This window comes from Citrobacter sp. (assembly GCF_050252275.1).
Classification (GTDB): Bacteria; Pseudomonadota; Gammaproteobacteria; order Enterobacterales; family Enterobacteriaceae; genus Citrobacter_A; species Citrobacter_A amalonaticus.
The window spans coordinates 1-18,846 of the sequence record NZ_JBFWLF010000050.1; the positions used below are offsets into that span (position 1 = coordinate 1).

At 52.7% G+C, this 18,846-nt stretch carries 17 protein-coding genes; 16 read left to right on the forward strand and 1 reads right to left on the reverse strand.

The genetic code is table 11. The features are described 5' to 3' along the window. Positions 1 to 155: 155 nt before the first annotated feature. Positions 156 to 950, reverse strand: coding sequence for a type I methionyl aminopeptidase (gene map / locus AB7E14_RS06395; protein ID WP_316962711.1), 795 nt, complete (start codon positions 948 to 950; stop codon positions 156 to 158). Positions 951 to 1,272: 322 nt separating this feature from the next. Here map and rpsB point away from each other — a divergent pair, with 322 nt between their 5' ends. From rpsB to dnaE, 16 genes are all read left to right on the forward strand, one after another. Then, positions 1,273 to 1,998, forward strand: coding sequence for a 30S ribosomal protein S2 (gene rpsB / locus AB7E14_RS06400; protein ID WP_012133990.1), 726 nt, complete (start codon positions 1,273 to 1,275; stop codon positions 1,996 to 1,998). A gap of 259 nt (positions 1,999 to 2,257) precedes the next feature. After that, a complete protein-coding gene (gene tsf, locus AB7E14_RS06405; protein ID WP_042323696.1) occupies positions 2,258 to 3,109 on the forward strand; it encodes a translation elongation factor Ts in 852 nt (283 codons plus the stop codon). 152 nt (positions 3,110 to 3,261) lie between these two features. Then, positions 3,262 to 3,987 (forward strand): UMP kinase, encoded by a 726-nt coding sequence (gene pyrH, locus AB7E14_RS06410; RefSeq protein WP_042323694.1) that lies wholly within the window; start codon positions 3,262 to 3,264, stop codon positions 3,985 to 3,987. Positions 3,988 to 4,259: 272 nt separating this feature from the next. Continuing rightward, the gene (gene frr, locus AB7E14_RS06415) at positions 4,260 to 4,817 is read left to right on the forward strand and encodes a ribosome recycling factor (RefSeq protein ID WP_042323692.1); all 558 of its coding nucleotides are present in this window, start codon (positions 4,260 to 4,262) and stop codon (positions 4,815 to 4,817) included. A 91-nt stretch (positions 4,818 to 4,908) separates the two neighbouring features. After that, positions 4,909 to 6,105, forward strand: a complete 1,197-nt coding sequence (gene ispC / locus AB7E14_RS06420) for a 1-deoxy-D-xylulose-5-phosphate reductoisomerase (RefSeq protein ID WP_044255378.1) — start codon at positions 4,909 to 4,911, stop codon at positions 6,103 to 6,105. A gap of 313 nt (positions 6,106 to 6,418) precedes the next feature. Beyond that, the gene (gene ispU / locus AB7E14_RS06425) at positions 6,419 to 7,177 is read left to right on the forward strand and encodes a (2E,6E)-farnesyl-diphosphate-specific ditrans,polycis-undecaprenyl-diphosphate synthase (protein WP_042997864.1); all 759 of its coding nucleotides are present in this window, start codon (positions 6,419 to 6,421) and stop codon (positions 7,175 to 7,177) included. A 12-nt stretch (positions 7,178 to 7,189) separates the two neighbouring features. Then, the gene (gene cdsA / locus AB7E14_RS06430) at positions 7,190 to 8,047 is read left to right on the forward strand and encodes a phosphatidate cytidylyltransferase (RefSeq protein ID WP_316962712.1); all 858 of its coding nucleotides are present in this window, start codon (positions 7,190 to 7,192) and stop codon (positions 8,045 to 8,047) included. A gap of 11 nt (positions 8,048 to 8,058) precedes the next feature. Beyond that, positions 8,059 to 9,411 carry a sigma E protease regulator RseP gene (gene rseP, locus AB7E14_RS06435; protein ID WP_044255374.1) on the forward strand — a complete coding sequence of 451 codons (1,353 nt, stop codon included), beginning with the start codon at positions 8,059 to 8,061 and terminating at the stop codon, positions 9,409 to 9,411. A 31-nt stretch (positions 9,412 to 9,442) separates the two neighbouring features. Beyond that, positions 9,443 to 11,872: an outer membrane protein assembly factor BamA gene (gene bamA / locus AB7E14_RS06440; protein ID WP_044255371.1), complete on the forward strand. Its 2,430-nt coding sequence runs from the start codon at positions 9,443 to 9,445 to the stop codon at positions 11,870 to 11,872. A 125-nt stretch (positions 11,873 to 11,997) separates the two neighbouring features. After that, complete coding sequence (gene skp / locus AB7E14_RS06445; RefSeq protein WP_042323679.1) at positions 11,998 to 12,483, forward strand: molecular chaperone Skp; 486 nt, start codon at positions 11,998 to 12,000, stop codon at positions 12,481 to 12,483. 3 nt (positions 12,484 to 12,486) lie between these two features. Continuing rightward, positions 12,487 to 13,512, forward strand: a complete 1,026-nt coding sequence (gene lpxD / locus AB7E14_RS06450) for a UDP-3-O-(3-hydroxymyristoyl)glucosamine N-acyltransferase (RefSeq protein WP_044329114.1) — start codon at positions 12,487 to 12,489, stop codon at positions 13,510 to 13,512. A 103-nt stretch (positions 13,513 to 13,615) separates the two neighbouring features. Next, positions 13,616 to 14,071 (forward strand): 3-hydroxyacyl-ACP dehydratase FabZ, encoded by a 456-nt coding sequence (gene fabZ / locus AB7E14_RS06455; protein ID WP_003018528.1) that lies wholly within the window; start codon positions 13,616 to 13,618, stop codon positions 14,069 to 14,071. Positions 14,072 to 14,074: 3 nt separating this feature from the next. After that, positions 14,075 to 14,863: an acyl-ACP--UDP-N-acetylglucosamine O-acyltransferase gene (lpxA, locus tag AB7E14_RS06460; RefSeq protein WP_316962713.1), complete on the forward strand. Its 789-nt coding sequence runs from the start codon at positions 14,075 to 14,077 to the stop codon at positions 14,861 to 14,863. Next, the gene (lpxB, locus tag AB7E14_RS06465; protein WP_042997858.1) at positions 14,863 to 16,011 is read left to right on the forward strand and encodes a lipid-A-disaccharide synthase; all 1,149 of its coding nucleotides are present in this window, start codon (positions 14,863 to 14,865) and stop codon (positions 16,009 to 16,011) included. Before lpxA ends, lpxB begins: the two co-directional genes overlap by 1 nt. Further along, the gene (gene rnhB, locus AB7E14_RS06470) at positions 16,008 to 16,604 is read left to right on the forward strand and encodes a ribonuclease HII (protein WP_316962714.1); all 597 of its coding nucleotides are present in this window, start codon (positions 16,008 to 16,010) and stop codon (positions 16,602 to 16,604) included. Before lpxB ends, rnhB begins: the two co-directional genes overlap by 4 nt. Positions 16,605 to 16,628: 24 nt before the next feature. Further along, on the forward strand, positions 16,629 to 18,846 hold a 2,218-nt coding region (gene dnaE, locus AB7E14_RS06475), incomplete at its 3' end, for a DNA polymerase III subunit alpha (protein WP_428169407.1).

An 18,846-nucleotide genomic window follows, 5' to 3' on the forward strand; every position in this document is an offset into this window, starting at 1 on the left:
AGGGTGGGGAGTGCGGTATTCGCGTGTTGTTCAGGAAGTGTATTCATTATGCGCCACCCATTAAAAAAGCCGGATATGGCGAAAGTGCCTTATCCGGCCTACGGAATAGTGCCATTTGTAGGCCTGATAAGCGAGAGCGCCATCAGGCAAAAAAGTTATGCGTCGTGCGTAATGACCGCCGGGATGGTGTCATCCTTACGTAACGTCAGAATTTCACAGCCGTTATCGGTCACCACAATAGTATGCTCGTATTGTGCAGACAAGCTCCGGTCTTTGGTTTTGACCGTCCAGCCGTCTTTCATTGTGCGGATACGGTAATCACCGGCGTTGAGCATCGGTTCGATGGTAAAGGTCATGCCCGGTTGCAGCACCACGCCGCCGTCATCCGCATCATAGTGCAGCACCTGTGGCTCTTCGTGGAAGCCACGACCAATGCCGTGTCCGCAGTATTCACGTACCACGGAGAAACCTTCTCCTTCCGCATATTTCTGGATCGCCGCACCGAGCGTACGCAGACGGATATCTGGTTTCACCATTCGCAGCGCCAGATACAGGCTTTCCTGAGTGACGCGGCACAGACGCTCGCCCAGAATGGTCGGTTTGCCGACGATAAACATTTTGGAGGTATCGCCGTGGTACTCGTCTTTAATGACGGTTACGTCGATGTTGACGATATCGCCATCTTTCAGATGCTTGGCATCATCCGGAATCCCGTGACACACCACTTCATTAATAGAGATGCAGACGGATTTCGGATAACCGTGATAGCCGAGGCAGGCCGAGATCGCATGCTGCTCGTTAACGATGTAGTCATTACAGATACGATCCAGTTCACCCGTGCTAACGCCCGGTTTGATATACGGTTCGATCATCTCCAGCACTTCCGCGGCCAGACGGCCCGCGACGCGCATTTTTTCGATTTCTTCAGGGGTCTTGATTGAGATAGCCATGAATTCTGTCCATCAGTGTCGATTATTTCGACAATAATTGTGTAAGTGCTGTCAATGGTATCAGTCCAGCATACATGCTGCCAAATTGAGAATCATTAACAGCACAGACCGCCAACAATTATTGGTGTCCACGGCGTATTTGTGGTATAAAGCGCGCCGGACTTCCGATCTCATTTCGTATACACAGAATGGACGGAAGCGACAAATCTCACTTTGTGTAACAACACACACGTATCGGCACATATTCCGGGGTGCCCTTTGGGGTCGGTAATATGGGATACGTGGAGGCATAACCCCAACTTTATCTATAGAGGTTTTAATCATGGCAACTGTTTCCATGCGCGACATGCTCAAGGCTGGTGTTCACTTCGGTCACCAGACCCGTTACTGGAACCCGAAAATGAAGCCGTTCATCTTCGGTGCGCGTAACAAAGTTCACATCATCAACCTTGAGAAAACTGTACCGATGTTCAACGAAGCGCTGGCTGAACTGAACAAGATTGCTTCTCGTAAAGGTAAAATCCTTTTCGTTGGTACTAAACGCGCTGCAAGCGAAGCGGTGAAAGACGCTGCTAACAGCTGCGACCAGTTCTTCGTGAACCATCGCTGGCTGGGCGGTATGCTGACTAACTGGAAAACCGTTCGTCAGTCCATCAAACGTCTGAAAGACCTGGAAACTCAGTCTCAGGACGGTACTTTCGAAAAGCTGACCAAGAAAGAAGCGCTGATGCGTACTCGTGAGCTTGAGAAACTGGAAAACAGCCTGGGCGGTATCAAAGACATGGGCGGTCTGCCGGACGCTCTGTTCGTCATCGATGCTGACCACGAGCACATTGCTATCAAAGAAGCAAACAACCTGGGTATTCCGGTATTTGCTATCGTTGATACCAACTCTGATCCGGATGGTGTTGACTTCGTTATCCCGGGTAACGACGACGCAATCCGTGCTGTTAGCCTGTACCTGGGCGCTGTTGCTGCAACCGTTCGTGAAGGCCGTTCTCAGGATCTGGCTTCCCAGGCGGAAGAAAGCTTCGTAGAAGCTGAATAATAAGGCTTGATAACTTCCCTGAAATAGTGCGAGTTGCAGGAAGGCGGCAAGCTCGAGAATTCCCGGGAGCTTACATTAGTAAGTGACTGGGATGAGCGAGCGAAGAAAACGCTCCTGCGGTTCGGAATATGAAGGGGAAGAGCCCTTATAAACCAGGTAGTATCATGTTTGGTTAGGGGGCCTGTATATGGCCCCCTTTTTCACTTTTAAATCTGTGCGGTTTGACGCCGGGCAGATCAAATCTTCCGAGGATTTTAGAATGGCTGAAATTACCGCATCCCTGGTAAAAGAGCTGCGTGAGCGTACTGGCGCAGGCATGATGGATTGCAAAAAAGCACTGACTGAAGCTAATGGCGACATCGAGCTGGCAATCGAAAACATGCGTAAGTCCGGCGCTATCAAAGCGGCGAAAAAAGCAGGCAACGTTGCTGCTGACGGCGTGATCAAAACCAAAATCGACGGCAACATCGCTTTCATTCTGGAAGTTAACTGCCAGACTGACTTCGTTGCTAAAGATGGTGGTTTCCAGGCATTTGCTGACAAAGTGCTGGATGCCGCTGTTGCTGGCAAAATCACTGACGTTGAAGTGCTGAAAGCGCAGTTCGAAGAAGAGCGCGTTGCGCTGGTAGCGAAAATCGGTGAGAACATCAACATCCGCCGTATCGCTTCCCTGGAAGGTGACGTTCTGGGTAGCTACCAGCACGGTGCGCGCATCGGTGTTCTGGTTGCCGCTAAAGGCGCAGACGAAGAGCTGGTTAAGCAGCTGGCAATGCACGTTGCTGCAAGCAAGCCTGAATTTGTTAAGCCGGAAGACGTGTCTGCTGAAGTGGTAGAAAAAGAATACCAGGTTCAGCTGGACATCGCGATGCAGTCTGGTAAGCCGAAAGAAATCGCAGAGAAAATGGTTGAAGGCCGCATGAAGAAATTCACCGGCGAAGTTTCTCTGACGGGTCAGCCTTTCGTTATGGAGCCAAGCAAGTCTGTTGGTCAGCTGCTGAAAGAGCACAACGCTGACGTTACTGGCTTCATCCGCTTCGAAGTGGGCGAAGGCATCGAGAAAGTTGAGACTGACTTTGCAGCAGAAGTTGCTGCGATGTCCAAGCAGTCTTAATTGTCGAAAAGGAGCCGCCTGAGGGCGGCTTCTTTTTGTCACCCGTCTCGCAAAATCAGTATGGCTCTTATTTCGTTGTACTGAGTAGCGACATATCATTGTCGCCAGAATTTACCCCCATTTTTAATCGTTGACAGTCTCAGGAAAGAAACATGGCTACCAATGCAAAACCCGTCTATAAACGCATTCTGCTTAAGTTAAGTGGCGAAGCTCTGCAGGGTTCGGAAGGCTTCGGTATTGACGCAAGCATACTGGATCGTATGGCTCAGGAAATCAAAGAACTGGTTGAACTGGGTATTCAGGTTGGTGTGGTGATTGGTGGCGGTAACTTGTTCCGTGGTGCTGGTCTGGCGAAAGCGGGTATGAACCGCGTTGTGGGCGACCACATGGGCATGCTGGCCACCGTGATGAACGGCCTGGCAATGCGCGATGCGCTTCACCGCGCCTATGTGAACGCCCGCCTGATGTCCGCTATCCCACTGAATGGCGTATGCGACAACTACAGCTGGGCAGAGGCTATCAGCCTGCTGCGTAATAACCGCGTGGTTATCCTCTCTGCGGGTACCGGTAATCCTTTCTTCACCACTGACTCTGCGGCGTGCCTGCGTGGCATTGAAATCGAAGCCGACGTGGTGCTGAAAGCAACGAAAGTCGATGGCGTCTTTACTGCCGATCCGGCGAAAGATCCTTCGGCCACCATGTACGAGCAGTTGACCTACAACGAAGTGCTGGATAAAGAACTGAAAGTGATGGATCTGGCGGCGTTTACGCTGGCGCGTGACCATAAGTTGCCGATTCGTGTCTTCAACATGAACAAGCCAGGCGCACTGCGTCGCGTGGTCATGGGTGAAAAAGAAGGCACGTTAATTACGGAATAATTCCCGTATTGGCCAATTCCGGGTAAGATTTGCCTTTACCCGGCGGGACTTTTATATCCTGTGTCATAAATTAAACGAGACTATACTGAGCACATTCTGAATACACAAAGTCATTCATGCTGCGTCAGGGCGACAAGAGCGTGAATCTCCAGGAGCGTACCTGAGTACGTGACTGGAGTGAACGCTTGCAGTCAACGCAGAGGCAGCTTGAAGGATGAAGTGTATTGTGTGCTGTCTGGTCTGACTGAGACTAGTATCCAAGGATTCGTAACGTGATTAGCGATATCAGAAAAGATGCTGAAGTACGCATGGAAAAATGCGTAGAAGCGTTCAAAAACCAAATCAGCAAAATACGCACGGGTCGTGCTTCTCCCAGCCTGCTGGATGGCATTGTCGTGGAATATTACGGCACGCCAACGCCGTTGCGTCAGCTGGCAAGCGTAACGGTAGAAGATTCCCGTACCCTGAAAATCAACGTGTTTGATCGCTCCATGAGCCCGGCCGTTGAGAAAGCGATTATGGCTTCTGACCTCGGTCTGAACCCGAGCTCCGCAGGCAGCGATATTCGCGTTCCGCTGCCTCCGCTGACGGAAGAGCGTCGCAAAGATCTGACGAAAATCGTTCGTGGTGAAGCTGAACAGGCGCGTGTTGCCGTACGTAACGTCCGCCGTGACGCGAACGACAAAGTGAAAGCACTGCTGAAAGACAAAGAGATCAGCGAAGATGACGATCGCCGTTCTCAGGACGACGTACAGAAAATGACGGATGCCGCCATCAAGAAAGTGGATGCGGCGCTGGCAGATAAAGAAGCAGAACTGATGCAGTTCTGATTCCGCTGTACGCTCAAAACGCCGCTCAGAAGATCATACGATCGGCTGGCGGCGTTTTGCTTTTTATCCTGTCTCTTTTTTCGGATGTTTGATGAAGCAATTAACCATTCTGGGTTCGACCGGCTCTATCGGTTGCAGCACGCTGGACGTGGTGCGTCAAAACCCTGAGCACTTTCGCGTTATCGCGCTGGTGGCAGGTAAAAATGTCAGCCGTATGGTGGAGCAGTGCCTGGAATTCTCCCCGCGTTATGCCGTGATGGACGATGACGCCAGCGCGCGCCTTCTCAATGACGCGCTGAAGCAGCATGGTAGCCATACGGACGTTCTCAGCGGGCAACAGGCGGCTTGTGATATGGCGGCGCTTGATGAGGTCGATCAGGTCATGGCGGCCATCGTTGGCGCGGCGGGCCTGCTGCCAACGCTTGCCGCCATTCGCGCGGGAAAAACCATTCTGCTGGCAAACAAAGAATCTTTGGTGACCTGTGGACGCCTGTTCATGGACGCCGTGAAGCACAGTAAAGCCCGACTTTTACCGGTAGACAGCGAACATAACGCTATTTTTCAGAGTATGCCCCAACCCATTCAACACAATCTGGGATACGCTGACCTGGAGCAGAATGGCGTGATGTCCGTTTTGCTTACCGGGTCTGGTGGCCCGTTCCGGGAAACGCCGCTGCATGAACTGGTGTCGATGACGCCCGATCAGGCATGCCGTCATCCGAACTGGTCGATGGGACGTAAGATCTCCGTCGACTCAGCCACTATGATGAATAAAGGTCTGGAATACATTGAAGCGCGTTGGTTGTTTAACGCCAGTGCCCGTCAGATGGAAGTGCTGATTCACCCGCAGTCGGTGATTCACTCGATGGTGCGTTATCAGGACGGCAGCGTTCTGGCGCAACTGGGTGAGCCAGACATGCGCACGCCTATCGCACATACGATGGCCTGGCCGAATCGCGTAACCTCTGGCGTTGCACCGCTCGATTTCTGCAAACTCAGTGCGCTGACGTTTAGCGCGCCGGATTACCAACGTTATCCGTGCCTGAAACTGGCGATGGAGGCGTTTGAGCAGGGGCAGGCCGCCACAACCGCGCTGAATGCAGCCAATGAAATTGTCGTGGCTGCATTTCTTGCTGAAGAAATACGCTTTACCGATATCGCCGATCTCAATTTAGCCGTGCTGGAGCAGATGGATCTACAGGAACCACAGAGCGTCGATGACGTACTTAAGGTCGATGCGATTGCGCGAGAAGTCGCCAGAAAACAAGTGATGCGACTCGCAAGCTGAGGATTATCCTCCCGGAGGAGATCGTGCTATTTGTTAGCGTTGTGCTTCAGTGATATAGTCTGCGCCACCTGATCGCAGGTATTTGGCTTTTTTCGGTCAGGTAAGCCGTGGTTTGACACGGCTTTTTTGTGGATGCACAAAATCATTCAGGTTGCATCAAGGTGGCAAGTGAATGAGTTTCCAGGCGCATACAAAGAGTATGTGACTGAGGCGAATGATCACAGCCAACGAAGAGGCAGCCTGAAGGATGAAGAGCAAAAGGCTTCAGTATTCCTGAGTACCGCTAAATCCTTTCAGGGACTATAAACGCGTTATGTTGTCTGCAACTCAACCAGTAAGCGAAAATTTGCCTGCACATGGCTGTCGCCATGTCGCGATCATTATGGATGGCAATGGTCGCTGGGCGAAAAAGCAAGGGAAGATTCGCGCATTTGGGCATAAGGCCGGAGCGAAATCCGTCCGCCGTGCCGTCTCTTTTGCTGCCAACAATGGTATTGATGCGTTAACGCTGTATGCCTTTAGTAGTGAAAACTGGAACCGACCGGCGCAGGAAGTGAGTGCGTTAATGGAGCTATTTGTGTGGGCGCTTGATAGTGAAGTGAAAAGCCTGCATCGCCATAACGTCCGCCTGCGCATTATTGGCGACACCAGTCGATTTAACTCGCGTTTGCAAGAACGTATTCGTAAGTCTGAAGCGCTTACCGCCCAGAATACCGGGCTGACGCTGAATATTGCGGCGAATTACGGCGGACGTTGGGACATTGTCCAGGGAGTCAGACAACTGGCAGAACAGGTGCAGGAAGGTTTACTGCGTCCTGATCAGATTGATGAAGACATGCTCAACCAACAAATCTGTATGCATGAGCTGGCTCCGGTGGATTTAGTAATTAGGACTGGGGGAGAGCATCGAATAAGTAACTTTTTGCTTTGGCAAATTGCCTATGCCGAACTTTACTTTACAGATGTTCTTTGGCCCGATTTCGATGAACAAGACTTTGAAGGTGCACTGCATGCCTTTGCTAATCGAGAGCGTCGTTTCGGCGGCACCGAGCCCGGTGATGACAAAGCCTGATGGGGGTCGCTTTTGCTGAAGTATCGCCTAATTTCTGCTTTCGTTTTAATACCCGTGGTCATCGCGGCGCTGTTTCTGCTGCCGCCGGTGGGGTTCGCCATTGTGACGTTGGTTGTTTGTATGCTGGCCGCGTGGGAATGGGGACAGTTAAGCGGTTTTGCCACGCGCACGCAACGCGTCTGGCTGGCGGTGCTGTGTGGGCTATTGCTCGCACTGATGCTGTTTCTGTTGCCGGAATATCATCATAATATTCATCAGCCGATGGTCGAAGCCTCGTTGTGGGCATCGCTGGGCTGGTGGGTTGTTGCGTTAGTGCTGGTGTTTTTTTACCCCGACTCGGCGACGATCTGGCGTAATTCGAAGACATTACGCATAATTTTTGGCGTGCTCACGATAGTTCCCTTCTTCTGGGGAATGCTGGCGTTGCGTGCATGGCACTATGACGAGAATCATTACAGTGGCGCAATATGGCTGCTCTATGTCATGATCCTGGTCTGGGGGGCGGACTCCGGGGCGTATATGTTTGGCAAACTGTTTGGCAAACATAAACTGGCGCCGAAAGTGTCGCCGGGGAAAACCTGGCAGGGCTTTTTGGGTGGCCTTGCCACAGCGGCTGTGATCTCCTGGGGTTACGGCATGTGGGCGAATCTGGATGTTGCGCCTGTCACCTTATTAATCTGTTCTATTGTCGCTGCGCTGGCCTCCGTGCTGGGCGATCTGACCGAGAGCATGTTTAAGCGTGAAGCAGGAATTAAAGACAGCGGTCATTTGATTCCAGGACACGGTGGTATTCTGGACCGTATTGACAGCCTGACGGCGGCAGTACCGGTCTTTGCTTGCCTGTTGTTACTGGTATTCAAGACGCTTTAACGGAAGGTTTTATGCTGAGTATTCTCTGGAATCTGGCTGCATTCATTGTCGCACTGGGTGTGCTGATCACCGTGCATGAATTTGGTCATTTCTGGGTTGCCCGGCGCTGCGGTGTCCGTGTCGAGCGCTTTTCCATTGGATTTGGTAAAGCGCTCTGGCGCCGTACCGATCGGTCTGGGACCGAATATGTCATCGCCCTGATCCCGCTGGGCGGCTATGTCAAAATGCTGGATGAGCGCGCGGAACCGGTGATCCCGGAGCTGCGCCACCACGCTTTCAACAACAAAACCGTCGGCCAGCGCGCCGCGATCATTGCCGCCGGTCCGGTTGCCAATTTCCTTTTTGCCATCTTCGCTTACTGGCTTGTGTTTATCATCGGCGTCCCCGGTGTTCGTCCGGTTGTTGGTGAAATTACGCCCAACTCGATTGCCGCTCAGGCGCAAATTATTCCTGGCACGGAACTTAAAGCCGTTGATGGTATCGAAACCCCTGATTGGGACGCAGTGCGTTTACAGTTGGTCGCAAAAATAGGCGACGAACAGACGACAATCAGTGTGGCGCCTTTCGGCAGCAACCAGCGACAGGAAAAAACGCTGGATTTGCGGCAGTGGGCATTTGAGCCTGATAAGGAAGATCCTGTATCTTCTTTAGGGATTCGACCGCGCGGACCACAGATTGAACCGGTGCTGTCAGAAGTCCAGGCTCAGTCCGCCGCAAGTAAGGCGGGTTTGCAAGCTGGCGACAGGATCGTTAAAGTCGATGGTCAACCGCTAACGCAGTGGATGACGTTCGTGAACCTGGTGCGCGATAATCCGGGTCAGCCGTTAGCGCTGGAAATTGAAAGGCAGGGCAGTGCCTTGTCTTTAACATTAATTCCGGATTCGAAACCGGGTAATGGGAAGGCAGAAGGGTTTGCCGGTGTTGTGCCGAAAATCATTCCTCTGCCGGATGAGTACAAGACAGTACGCCAGTATGGACCATTCAGCGCCATTGCACAGGCCACGGATAAAACGTGGCAGTTGATGAAGCTGACGGTCAGTATGCTGGGAAAATTGATAACCGGTGATGTGAAACTGAACAACCTCAGTGGGCCGATTTCTATCGCTCAGGGGGCTGGGATGTCAGCGGAGTTCGGGGTGATTTATTATCTGATGTTCCTTGCGCTGATTAGCGTGAACTTAGGGATAATCAACCTGTTTCCGTTGCCCGTTCTTGACGGGGGGCATCTGCTGTTCCTGGCGATTGAAAAGCTTAAGGGCGGACCGGTATCCGAGCGGGTTCAAGACTTTAGTTATCGCATTGGCTCGATATTGCTGGTGCTGTTAATGGGGCTTGCACTTTTCAATGATTTCTCTCGGTTGTAAGAGAGTTAGTTAGGAAGAACGCATAATAACGATGGCGATGAAAAAGTTGCTCATAGCGTCGCTGCTGTTTAGCAGCGCGACCGTATACGGTGCTGAAGGGTTCGTAGTGAAGGACATTCATTTCGAAGGCCTGCAGCGTGTCGCCGTTGGTGCGGCCCTCCTCAGTATGCCGGTGCGCACAGGCGACACGGTTAATGATGAAGATATCAGTAATACCATTCGCGCACTGTTTGCCACTGGCAACTTTGAGGATGTTCGTGTCCTTCGCGATGGCGATACGCTTCTGGTTCAGGTAAAAGAACGTCCGACTATTGCCAGCATCACCTTCTCCGGTAACAAATCGGTGAAAGATGACATGCTGAAGCAAAACCTCGAGGCTTCTGGCGTGCGTGTTGGCGAATCTTTGGATCGCACCACCATTGCCGATATCGAGAAAGGTCTGGAAGACTTCTACTACAGCGTCGGTAAATACAGTGCCAGCGTGAAAGCCGTTGTCACGCCACTGCCGCGTAACCGTGTTGACCTTAAACTGGTGTTCCAGGAAGGGGTATCGGCGAAGATCCAGCAGATCAATATCGTCGGTAATCATGCCTTCAGCACGGATGAACTGATCTCTCACTTCCAGTTGCGTGATGAAGTTCCGTGGTGGAACGTTGTTGGCGATCGCAAATACCAGAAGCAGAAACTGGCGGGTGACCTTGAAACCCTGCGCAGTTACTACCTGGATCGCGGTTACGCGCGTTTCAACATCGACTCAACGCAGGTCAGCCTGACCCCGGATAAGAAAGGGATCTACATTACCGTGAACATCACGGAAGGCGAGCAGTATAAGCTTTCTGGCGTTCAGGTAACGGGGAACCTGGCGGGGCATTCTGCGGAGATCGAAAGCCTGACCAAAATTGAGCCGGGCGAACTCTATAACGGCACCAAAGTGACCAAAATGGAAGATGATATTAAGAAGCTTCTGGGTCGCTATGGTTACGCCTATCCGCGTGTTCAGTCACAGCCGGAAATCAACGATACTGACAAAACCGTTATGCTGCGCGTAAACGTTGATGCGGGTAACCGTTTCTACGTGCGTAAGATCCGTTTTGAAGGTAACGACACGTCCAAAGATGCCGTCCTGCGTCGCGAAATGCGCCAGATGGAAGGGGCATGGCTGGGCAGTGATATGGTTGATCAGGGTAAAGAGCGTCTGAACCGTCTGGGTTACTTTGAAACGGTCGACACCGACACGCAGCGTGTTCCGGGCAGCCCGGACCAGGTAGACGTGGTCTATAAGGTGAAAGAGCGTAACACCGGTAGCTTTAACTTCGGTGTCGGTTACGGTACGGAAAGCGGCGTAAGCTTCCAGGCCGGTGTTCAGCAGGATAACTGGCTGGGCACGGGTTACGCGGTAGGGATTAACGGTACCAAGAACGATTACCAGACCTACAGCGAACTGTCCGTCACCAACCCGTACTTCACCGTTGATGGCGTGAGTCTGGGTGGGCGCATCTTCTATAACGACTTTGATGCGAACGATGCGGATCTGTCTGACTATACCAACAAAAGTTATGGTACAGACGTCACGCTGGGCTTCCCGGTCAACGAATACAACACCCTGCGTGCGGGTTTAGGGTATGTGCATAACTCCCTGTCTAATATGCAGCCGCAGGTCGCGATGTGGCGTTATTTGAACTCCGTGGGTGAATACCCGAGTGAATCGAATGACCGCAACTCCTTTAGCGCCAACGACTTCACCTTCAACTATGGTTGGACTTATAACAAGCTTGACCGTGGCTTCTTCCCGACGGAAGGGACGCGTATCAACCTGAACGGTAAGGTGACGATCCCTGGCTCTGATAACGAGTTCTACAAAGCGACACTGGATACCGCAACCTACGTACCGATCGACGACGATCATAAGTGGGTGGTCCTCGGTCGTACCCGTTGGGGTTATGGGGATGGAATCGGCGGTAAAGAGATGCCGTTCTATGAGAACTTCTATGCCGGTGGCTCCAGCACCGTGCGTGGCTTCCAGTCCAACACCATTGGTCCGAAAGCCGTTTATTATCCATCCAGCAGTCGTCATGATGGCGATAGCGACTACGATAACGAATGTGAAAGCACGCAATCGGCGCCGTGTAAATCGGATGATGCAGTGGGCGGTAACGCCATGGCTGTCGCCAGCCTGGAGTTCATTACCCCAACGCCGTTCATCAGTGATAAATACGCCAACTCGGTACGTACTTCGTTCTTCTGGGATATGGGTACCGTCTGGGATACTAACTGGGATTCAAGTGCATATTCCGGTTATCCAGACTACAGTGATCCAAGCAATATCCGTATGTCTGCTGGTATCGCATTACAATGGATGTCCCCATTGGGGCCGTTGGTCTTCTCCTACGCCCAGCCGTTTAAGGATTACGATGGAGACAAAAAAGAGCAGTTCCAGTTTAACATTGGTAAAACCTGGTAATTGTTCTTCGCAAAGGAATGTAATGGTAGTGTAGCGATGACTTTAGGCGATCATCTTGCATGGGATCGCCTGGCCACGCAAAGAACTGCACCTTCGGGTGCAAATGGGATGGTAAGGAGTTTATTGTGAAAAAGTGGTTATTAGCGGCAGGTCTCGGTTTAGCAATGGTTACGTCTGCACAGGCTGCTGACAAAATTGCTATCGTCAACATGGGTAGCCTGTTCCAGCAGGTTGCACAGAAGACCGGTGTTTCCAACACGTTGGAAAATGAGTTTAAAGGCCGCGCGAGCGAACTGCAGCGTATGGAATCCGATCTGCAATCTAAAATGCAGCGTCTGCAGTCCATGAAAGCGGGCAGCGATCGTACTAAGCTGGAAAAAGACGTGATGGCTCAGCGCCAGACCTTCTCTCAGAAAGCGCAGGCTTTTGAGCAGGATCGTGCACGTCGTTCCAACGAAGAACGTGGCAAACTGGTTACCCGTATCCAGACTGCAGTGAAATCTGTTGCCAGCAGCCAGAGCATCGATCTGGTCGTTGACGCAAACACCGTTGCTTATAACAGCAGCGATGTAAAAGACATCACCGCTGACGTACTGAAACAGGTTAAATAAGTAATGCCTTCAATTCGACTGGCTGATTTAGCAGAACAGTTGGATGCAGAATTACACGGTGATGGCGATATCGTCATCACCGGCGTTGCGTCCATGCAATCTGCGCAAACGGGTCACATCACCTTCATGGTGAATCCAAAATACCGTGAGCACCTGGCCTTATGCCAGGCGTCTGCCGTTGTCATGACGCAGGACGATCTTCCTTTTGCTAAGAGTGCTGCGCTGGTAGTGAAGAATCCTTACCTGACGTACGCGCGAATGGCGCAAATTTTAGATACCACGCCGCAGCCGGCACAGAACATTGCACCGAGTGCAGTGGTTGATGCGACGGCAACGCTGGGTAGCACTGTTTCAATTGGCGCAAATGCGGTGATTGAGTCTGGCGTGGAGCTTGGCGATAACGTGGTTATCGGCCCGGGCTGCTTCGTCGGGAAAAATACGAAAATTGGGGCCGGTTCGCGTCTGTGGGCGAATGTATCGGTTTACCACGACATTCAGATCGGTGAGAATTGCCTGATCCAGTCCAGTACGGTCATCGGTGCTGACGGTTTTGGCTATGCCAACGATCGCGGCAACTGGGTGAAGATCCCGCAGTTAGGTCGCGTTATTATTGGCGATCGTGTGGAGATCGGCGCCTGTACCACCATCGACCGTGGCGCGCTGGATGATACTGTGATCGGCAATGGGGTTATCATTGATAACCAGTGTCAGATTGCACATAACGTTGTGATTGGCGACAATACGGCGGTTGCCGGTGGCGTCATTATGGCGGGCAGCCTGAAGATTGGCCGTTATTGCATGATCGGCGGTGCCAGCGTAATCAACGGGCATATGGAAATATGCGACAAGGTTACCGTGACGGGCATGGGGATGGTGATGCGTCCCATCACTGAACCAGGCGTCTATTCCTCAGGCATTCCGCTGCAACCTAACAAAGTATGGCGTAAGACAGCCGCACTGGTGATGAACATTGATGATATGAGCAAGCGCCTCAAAGCCATTGAGCGCAAGGTTAATCAACAAGACTAAACTCTCACCCGGTCACACATACTTTACGGCCTGTCGGCATTCATACGATTGCGGCAGGCCGTGTTATTATTGGCTTTTAGCATATTTGGACAGGAAGAGTATTTTGACTACTAACACTCATACTCTGCATATTGAAGAGATTTTAGAACTTCTGCCGCACCGTTTTCCGTTTTTACTGGTTGATCGCGTGCTGGACTTTGAAGAAGGTCGTTTTCTGCGCGCAGTGAAAAATGTCTCCGTTAACGAGCCGTTTTTCCAGGGGCATTTCCCGGGTAAACCGATTTTCCCTGGCGTGCTGATTCTGGAAGCCATGGCACAGGCTACCGGTATTCTGGCGTTTAAAAGCGTTGGTAAACTGGAGCCGGGAGAACTCTATTATTTCGCCGGTATCGATGAAGCGCGCTTTAAGCGTCCTGTCGTGCCAGGCGATCAGATGATCATGGAAGTCACTTTCGAGAAAACGCGCCGTGGCCTGACCCGCTTCAAAGGGGTTGCTCTGGTCGACGGTAAAGTAGTTTGCGAAGCAACGATGATGTGCGCTCGTAGCCGGGAGGCCTGATACGTGATTGATAAATCCGCCTTTGTTCATCCGACCGCCATTGTGGAAGAGGGCGCTTCACTTGGCGCTAACGTTCACATTGGTCCTTTTTGTCTTGTTGGACCCCATGTTGAAATTGGTGAGGGTACCGTACTGAAGTCTCACGTTGTCGTGAATGGTCATACCAAAATTGGCCGCGATAACGAGATATATCAGTTCGCCTCCATTGGCGAAGTGAACCAGGATCTGAAATATGCTGGTGAACCTACCCGTGTGGAAATTGGCGATCGTAACCGCATTCGCGAAAGCGTTACCATTCATCGTGGCACAGTGCAGGGCGGTGGATTGACGAAGGTGGGCAGCGATAACTTACTGATGATCAATGCCCATGTGGCACACGATTGCACAATCGGGGATCGCTGTATTCTGGCGAATAACGCCACGCTAGCGGGTCACGTCTCGCTGGATGATTATGTCATCATCGGTGGCATGACCGCTGTGCACCAGTTCTGCATTATTGGTGCACACGTGATGGTTGGCGGCTGTTCTGGCGTTGCTCAGGACGTTCCGCCGTACGTTATTGCGCAGGGCAACCACGCGACGCCGTTTGGCGTCAACATCGAAGGGCTGAAGCGTCGCGGATTTACTCGCGAAGCGATCACCGCCATCCGCAATGCTTACAAAGCGTTGTACCGTAGTGGCAAAATGCTGGAAGACGTAAAACCGGAAATCGCCGAACTGGCGAAGCAGTATCCGGAAGTACAGGCGTTCAGCGATTTCTTTGCCCGCTCAACGCGCGGTCTGATTCGTTAATGGCTGAGCAGCGCCCCTTAACGATTGCCCTGGTCGCCGGAGAAACCTCCGGCGATATTCTTGGTGCTGGCTTAATCCGGGCGCTGAAGGCGCGCGTCCCCGACGCGCGTTTTGTCGGCGTCGCAGGTCCACGTATGCAGGCCGAAGGCTGTGAAGCCTGGTATGAAATGGAAGAACTGGCGGTGATGGGCATTGTGGAAGTGCTTGGACGCCTGCGTCGTCTGCTGCATATCCGCGCCGATCTGACTCGTCGATTCACTGAGCTGCAGCCCGATGTCTTCGTTGGTATAGATGCACCCGATTTCAATATCACCCTCGAAGGGAATCTGAAAAAACAGGGTATCAAAACGATTCATTACGTTAGTCCGTCCGTCTGGGCGTGGCGACAGAAACGCGTTTTCAAAATAGGCAGATCCACCAATATGGTTCTGGCTTTTCTGCCTTTCGAAAAAGCGTTTTACGACAAGTACAACGTGCCGTGCCGTTTTATCGGTCACACCATGGCGGACGCGATGCCGCTGGACCCGGATAAAAACGCGGCGCGAGATGTGCTGGGGATCCCCCGTGACGCGCACTGTCTGGCGTTATTACCCGGCAGTCGCGGTGCGGAAGTCGAAATGCTCAGCGCCGACTTCCTGAAAACGGCCCAATTGTTGCGCCAGACCTATCCTGATCTTGAGGTGGTGGTGCCATTGGTGAACGCCAAACGGCGCGAGCAGTTTGAGCAGATCAAAGCAGAAGTCGCCCCGACGCTTTCCGTCCATATGTTGGATGGGATGGCGCGAGAAGCGATGATTGCCAGCGATGCCGCGTTGCTGGCATCCGGTACCGCTGCGCTCGAGTGCATGCTGGCCAAATGCCCGATGGTGGTGGGATATCGCATGAAGCCCTTTACGTTCTGGCTGGCGAAGCGACTGGTGAAGACAGATTATGTCTCGCTGCCAAACCTGCTGGCGGGAAGGGAACTGGTGAAAGAGCTGTTGCAGGAAGAGTGCGAGCCGCAAAAGCTGGCTGAGGCGCTTCTCCCTTTACTGGCGAACGGTAAAACCAGTCATGCGATGCACGATACTTTCCGCGAACTGCATCAGCAGATCCGCTGTAATGCTGATGAGCAGGCGGCGGATGCGGTCCTGGAGTTAGCACGATGATCGAATTTGTTTATCCACACACGCACTTAGTGGCGGGTGTGGATGAAGTCGGACGTGGTCCGTTGGTTGGCGCGGTCGTTACCGCAGCCGTGATCCTCGACCCGGCTCGCCCGATTGTGGGTCTTAACGATTCCAAAAAATTATCTGAAAAGCGCCGTCTGGCGCTGTATGACGAAATCAAAGAAAAAGCGTTGAGCTGGAGCCTCGGTCGTGCGGAACCGCACGAGATCGATGAGCTGAATATACTCCACGCCACGATGTTGGCCATGCAGCGAGCGGTGGCGGGGTTACATATTGCGCCGGAATATGTGCTGATCGATGGTAATCGCTGTCCGGCATTACCTGTGCCGTCTCTGGCGGTAGTGAAGGGCGACACTCGGGTGGCGGAGATCAGCGCCGCGTCTATTCTTGCAAAAGTCACGCGTGACGCCGAAATGGCCGCGTTGGATAGCGTTTTCCCGCAATATGGTTTTGCCCAGCACAAAGGGTATCCAACCGCTTTCCATCTGGAAAAACTGGCTGAACATGGCGCAACGGAGCATCACCGACGTAGTTTTGCTCCCGTTAAACGCGCACTGGGACTCGCGTCCTGATTCTTGTGTCGAAGGAATCTGAAGATGTCTGAACCTCGTTTCGTCCACCTGCGGGTGCACAGCGACTACTCCATGATCGATGGGCTGGCAAAAACCGGGCCGCTGGTGAAAAAGGCGGCCGCGTTGGGCATGCCTGCGCTGGCGATCACCGATTTTACTAACCTCTGTGGTCTGGTGAAGTTCTACGGAGCGGGTCATGGCGCAGGGATTAAACCCATTGTTGGCGCTGATTTCCATGTTCAGAGCGAGCTGATGGGGGATGAACTGACGCATCTGACAGTGCTTGCCGCCAATAACACCGGGTACCAAAATCTTACCCTGCTGATATCCAAAGCTTATCAGCGCGGCTATGGCGCGGCGGGGCCGATCATCGATCGTGACTGGCTGATCGAACTGAAAGAAGGGTTGATCCTGCTTTCCGGCGGGCGCATGGGTGACGTCGGGCGCAGTCTGCTTCGCGGTAACGGCGCGCTGGTTGATGAGTGTGTCGCGTTCTATGAAGAACACTTCCCGGATCGTTACTTCCTTGAGCTTATCCGCACTGGTCGTCCCGATGAAGAGAACTATCTTCATGCTGCCGTTGCGCTGGCGGAAGCGCGCAGTTTGCCGGTGGTCGCCACCAACGACGTGCGCTTTATCAACAGTGATGACTTTGACGCGCATGAAATTCGCGTTGCTATTCACGATGGTTTCACCCTTGACGATCCCAAACGTCCGCGTAATTACTCGCCGCAGCAATATATGCGCTCGGAAGAGGAGATGTGCGAACTCTTCTCTGATATTCCGGAAGCGTTGGAAAACACCGTTGAAATTGCCAAACGCTGTAACGTAACGGTACGTCTGGGCGAGTATTTCCTGCCGCAGTTCCCGACAGGCGATATGACCACGGAAGATTTCCTGGTCCAGAAATCGAAAGAAGGGCTGGAAGAGCGTCTGGCCTTCTTATTCCCGGATGAAGCCGTGCGAAAAGAAAAGCGGCCGCCTTACGATGAACGTCTGGATATTGAACTGCAGGTGATCAACCAGATGGGGTTCCCGGGTTACTTCCTCATCGTGATGGAATTTATCCAGTGGTCGAAAGATAACGGCGTGCCGGTAGGGCCAGGCCGTGGTTCCGGTGCGGGCTCGCTGGTGGCTTACGCGCTGAAAATTACCGACCTCGACCCGCTGGAATTTGACCTGCTGTTCGAACGTTTCCTTAACCCGGAACGTGTCTCGATGCCTGACTTCGACGTTGACTTCTGTATGGAGAAACGCGACCAGGTGATTGAACACGTGGCCGACATGTACGGCCGTGATGCGGTATCGCAGATTATTACCTTCGGTACGATGGCGGCGAAAGCGGTGATCCGCGACGTGGGTCGCGTTCTGGGCCACCCGTACGGCTTTGTCGATCGTATTTCAAAACTGGTGCCCCCCGATCCGGGGATGACGCTGGCGAAAGCCTTCGAGGCTGAACCGCAACTGCCAGAAATCTACGAGGCAGATGAAGAGGTTAAAGCGCTGATCGACATGGCGCGTAAGCTGGAAGGCGTGACCCGAAACGCCGGTAAACACGCCGGTGGTGTGGTTATCGCCCCGACGAAAATCACCGATTTTGCGCCACTGTACTGTGATGAACAGGGGCTGCACCCGGTTACCCAGTTTGATAAAAACGACGTGGAATATGCCGGCCTCGTGAAGTTCGACTTCCTTGGCTTGCGTACACTCACTATCATTAACTGGGCGCTGGAGATGATTAACGCCCGCCGTGAAAAGAACGGTGAGCCGCCGCTGGATATTGCCGCTATCCCGCTGGACGATAAGAAAAGCTTCGATATGCTGCAACGCTCGGAAACCACGGCGGTCTTCCAGCTTGAATCCCGCGGCATGAAAGACCTGATTAAGCGTCTGCAGCCTGACTGCTTCGAAGATATGATAGCCCTGGTGGCCCTGTTCCGTCCGGGGCCGTTGCAGTCCGGGATGGTAGATAACTTCATCGATCGTAAGCATGGTCGTGAAGAGATCTCCTATCCGGATGTGCAGTGGCAACACGAAAGCCTGAAACCAGTACTGGAACCAACCTACGGCATCATCCTGTATCAGGAACAGGTCATGCAGATTGCCCAGGTGCTTTCTGGCTATACTCTTGGCGGTGCGGATATGCTGCGTCGTGCGATGGGTAAGAAAAAGCCGGAAGAGATGGCCAAACAGCGCTCCATCTTTGAAGACGGCGCGAAGAAAAACGGTATTGACGGCGAAC

Bases quoted from the DNA above. Each gene is read 5' to 3' on its own strand.
- map (WP_316962711.1), bottom strand. From the start codon at position 950: ATGGCTATCTCAATCAAGACCCCTGAAGAAATCGAAAAAATGCGCGTC.
- rpsB (WP_012133990.1), top strand. From the start codon at position 1,273: ATGGCAACTGTTTCCATGCGCGACATGCTCAAGGCTGGTGTTCACTTC.
- tsf (WP_042323696.1), top strand. From the start codon at position 2,258: ATGGCTGAAATTACCGCATCCCTGGTAAAAGAGCTGCGTGAGCGTACT.
- pyrH (WP_042323694.1), top strand. From the start codon at position 3,262: ATGGCTACCAATGCAAAACCCGTCTATAAACGCATTCTGCTTAAGTTA.
- ispC (WP_044255378.1), top strand. From the start codon at position 4,909: ATGAAGCAATTAACCATTCTGGGTTCGACCGGCTCTATCGGTTGCAGC.
- ispU (WP_042997864.1), top strand. From the start codon at position 6,419: ATGTTGTCTGCAACTCAACCAGTAAGCGAAAATTTGCCTGCACATGGC.
- rseP (WP_044255374.1), top strand. From the start codon at position 8,059: ATGCTGAGTATTCTCTGGAATCTGGCTGCATTCATTGTCGCACTGGGT.
- bamA (WP_044255371.1), top strand. From the start codon at position 9,443: ATGGCGATGAAAAAGTTGCTCATAGCGTCGCTGCTGTTTAGCAGCGCG.
- lpxD (WP_044329114.1), top strand. From the start codon at position 12,487: ATGCCTTCAATTCGACTGGCTGATTTAGCAGAACAGTTGGATGCAGAA.
- lpxB (WP_042997858.1), top strand. From the start codon at position 14,863: ATGGCTGAGCAGCGCCCCTTAACGATTGCCCTGGTCGCCGGAGAAACC.
- rnhB (WP_316962714.1), top strand. From the start codon at position 16,008: ATGATCGAATTTGTTTATCCACACACGCACTTAGTGGCGGGTGTGGAT.